Source organism: Streptococcus infantis (assembly GCF_047464215.1).
GTDB lineage: Bacteria > Bacillota > Bacilli > Lactobacillales > Streptococcaceae > Streptococcus > Streptococcus infantis_P.
Genome location: NZ_JASHCG010000031.1, coordinates 1 through 3,449 on the forward strand (window position 1 = coordinate 1; position 3,449 = coordinate 3,449).

Below are 3,449 nucleotides of genomic sequence, written 5' to 3' on the forward strand. Positions count from 1 at the left end.
TTTTCTTAATTATACCACCGAAAACATTATAAAGCAAACAAATATATTTCTTCTTAATAAACCGACATTTGTACACCTATAAACCGACATTTGTACACCTATAAACCGACATTTGTACACCTATAAACCGACATTTGTACACCTATAAAGTCTGAAATCCTTTGGTACTCTAAGGCTCGTAGAGTGGCTAAATATATTATTAAATATTAATTAAATATATATAAAAAGGGTCTCACTTCGTTTCGACCCTCTCTCCATATCCCAAAACAAACTAAAAATTAAAACGCAAAATCACCAGTAGCTAAAAATAAATCTAGTACATATTTTTGACACAACTATATAACCATGATACAATGAATTTGCCGAATAAGTAGCTCAAGGCTACACCAAAGCCCTAGAGGATGCCAGTCCTTTAGGGCTTTTTTTACGTTCTTTTCAGATTAACGAGTGTTTGTAGGCTGACTACCGTTTATCCTCATCGTCCAGCCATTTGCAAATGAAATGTGCCAGTACATTTGCCATAACGTTGAGGAAGAGCTCGAATAAGTAACTCACGACTATCACCTCCTCTCACGACCTACAGGTCGCAATCGGTTTTCCGATAGCGATTTTATTATACCATGTACTTTTCCCAAAAAGCAAAGTATGATAAGCTTTTTCGTCACTTGCTTTATTCCATAGTATGTTTGACAGAATAAATTACTTAATTTTTTTCAAAAAAACTTTTGGGTTCGACTTATTCAAAGCGCAAATAAAAAGAGAGCATTTACTCTCTTTTTACATTATCTGCTTCCGATTAAATAACCGATTATAAAAGGTATAAATGGTAATGCAATCGGAAATACCAAAAGATTCATAGGAATACGACGTAAATATTTTTTCATTTACAATCTCCTTTTTTATTTATTTTAACACTATAATATCATTAAAAACACAAATAGTAAAGCCCTTTCAAAACCAAAAGAGGCGTTCTATAGGTTCTTTTAGAACTTTAGATAATTTTAAAGCTATTTCTACGGATGGTATTGTTTTATTATTTTCTATTAAACCTACCATCTGCCTTGAAATATTTATTTTCTTAGCTAATTCTTCTTGTGTCAACCCCTCTCTAACTCTAAATTGTTTTATATTATTTTGATAATTATTTTTTTCTAACACCCTTATCACCTCTTTTCACAAAAATTTTCAGAAGATTTTTCTTCAGCGCTAGCTTTCACGGAATAGAACGCTCAGACGCTCTCAGAAGCTACATTTTGTCCTCTAACGCATTTTAATATCAAAGCCATAGAATTAACCCAAAAAATTTTTAATAGCCCCTATAAGCCTTCTAAGGACTATTTACGCTCATTCAACGCTTTGAGTAATAACTCATATATCAATTCTTGCTGCTTTTCAAGCATACTAAGACGGCGCATGACCTTTTCTTCAAACGTGGCATCATAGCTATCCTTTCTCAGTCGAGAACGTATCTCATCCACTCCTGAAGGAGATATACGATACACTCCGTCCTCTTGTTCAACCTGGAAAATATTTAAATTTTTTCTGTGATACTTTACCAGGTCTTTTGATATCCCTAACTCCTCCGCGACCTCTTTCAGTGTTTTCCAATCTGACATGACTCTAAATCCTCCTTACTAGCATAATATCGTTGTGGCAAGCGTAGCATGTGGCTTACACCTTACCAGTAAGTTTACCACACGCTAGGTCAGTTTCAAAATGAAAACTGATTTTTGGGAGCCCCCAAACCCCTTGTTTAGTTTTTACTAGGTAATTTACCTTTCTAGCCTCCAAAAGAGCATAAGGGAAACTGATATCACGTGCCGTGATATGTTGATAGTATCAACGTTTCCAGTACCGGTAATTTTCTCGGCTTCGCCTACTTTCACACACTATCCTGTTTATCACCCTTTTTGACTATCTCACACTTTAACACACTCTTATCTCATACAGATACACACAAAAAAAGAGATGCTGATTTCTCAATCAACAATCTCTTCAGCTGGTAAGGTATAAAACGGCAAGTGTTTTGGTAACTCCTCAATCTCCAAACCGAGAACGTCTGCTAATTCAGCAATCTCTTTCATCAATTCGTCAATTTCACCCTCTAGTAATTCATAACGTTTTTTATCCAACACTTTTTTCACTCGAGCAATTTGACTAGCTACGAATTCAAATTGACTTTCAATAGCCCTTCGAGAACTATCCCAGTAGTTTAGGGCAATGGCTTGCTTTTTCTCTGTAGCTCGTAGGTGGTCAGCCAAGGCATTAAAACTATCCCATGCAGTACCTTCCCACTGCTCAGCTTCTTCTACTTGTCTTAACAATCTATTTCTTTCAGCTTTTAATTTCTCGATATCGTTTATTAGTTCAGTTCTTTCTGTCATTTTGTTGCTCCCTTTTCTGTAACTAGCTAATCTTCAAACATATCCATTTGCCCAGGCAAAACCCTTGGGGGCTCATTGTCTAATCTAGCTAACATCTCTTGCTTTTTACGCTCTAGTTCAACCTTTTTCTCCTCACTCGTTGTATTCACGTAATCAGGAGTTGACCAAGTAGGAACGTTGGACTTCCTTTTCTTGCTTTGCTTAGGCTTATCGAACTTATTTGGAACATACGATTCAGTCATTTCAGGATTCCAAGTAAACTCATAACCAAGAACAGGATTCCCACGCTTGTTGGATTTGATTTTTTTAACTTTCAATCCCTCAAAATATGGTGAAAGTTGCTTCAGGATTGGTTTGACGACTGCTCTATCTATCTCGCTCGATTTATAACTATTAGGCATATCAAGTAAAGTTTTAAATTCATCAATCTTGAACTCTTTACGACCTACTGTACGCCATTGTTTTAATAGTCTATATGCAGTTTTAGCGTATGTAGACCGAATATTTGTAAACTCTGCAAGCTCATATTGTGTGAAATTGGCTGAAAGTCTGTTTAAGATGTACTCAAATTTCGGCGAAAGAGAAACTGTTGCAGTCATATCTGACAAATCTTCTTTCCAATCCACTCGAAATCGTGTAAACAGTGGCATGTACTCAATAGAATTGCTTGTTTTTTCGATATATCGTAACTGAGTTATATTATTAGCTAAGCTATTCATCGTATCGTGAAATCGTTTATTGTGCTGAATAGAATAGCTTGCAAGTTCGGCTAACTGATACTTATCGAAGACTAAGTCTTCTATGCCGTTATCTCTGGCTTTTGCAATTATTGCAAAGAAGAAATTCATCTCTTCTGACGTCCATTTTCTCATGATAACCGTGTTCAAATCATTATGATGCTTAACTACTTCATTCGTCATTAAGAAACCCTCTTTATTTTTTCTTAATTATACCACCGAAAACATTATAAAGCAAACAAATATATTTCTTCTTAATAAACCGACATTTGTACACCTATAAACCGACATTTGTACACCTATAAACCGACATTTGTACACCTATAAA

4 protein-coding genes are annotated in these 3,449 nt (G+C 35.4%); all 4 read right to left on the reverse strand.

Features of this window, described 5'->3' with window-relative positions; translation table 11 throughout:
- Window positions 1–951: 951 nt before the first annotated feature.
- On the reverse strand, window positions 952–1,158 hold the full coding sequence (locus QM469_RS10450) for a helix-turn-helix transcriptional regulator (protein WP_093587235.1): 207 nt from the start codon (window positions 1,156–1,158) through the stop codon (window positions 952–954).
- Window positions 1,159–1,334: 176 nt separating this feature from the next.
- Entirely contained in the window at window positions 1,335–1,616 is a 282-nt protein-coding gene (locus tag QM469_RS10455; RefSeq protein WP_268709158.1) for a hypothetical protein, read from the reverse strand.
- Window positions 1,617–1,979: 363 nt separating this feature from the next.
- Window positions 1,980–2,384, reverse strand: a complete 405-nt coding sequence (locus QM469_RS10460; protein WP_414276799.1) for a hypothetical protein — start codon at window positions 2,382–2,384, stop codon at window positions 1,980–1,982.
- A 26-nt stretch (window positions 2,385–2,410) separates the two neighbouring features.
- Window positions 2,411–3,304 carry a replication initiation protein gene (locus QM469_RS10465; protein WP_093587237.1) on the reverse strand — a complete coding sequence of 298 codons (894 nt, stop codon included), beginning with the start codon at window positions 3,302–3,304 and terminating at the stop codon, window positions 2,411–2,413.
- Window positions 3,305–3,449 lie beyond the last annotated feature (145 nt).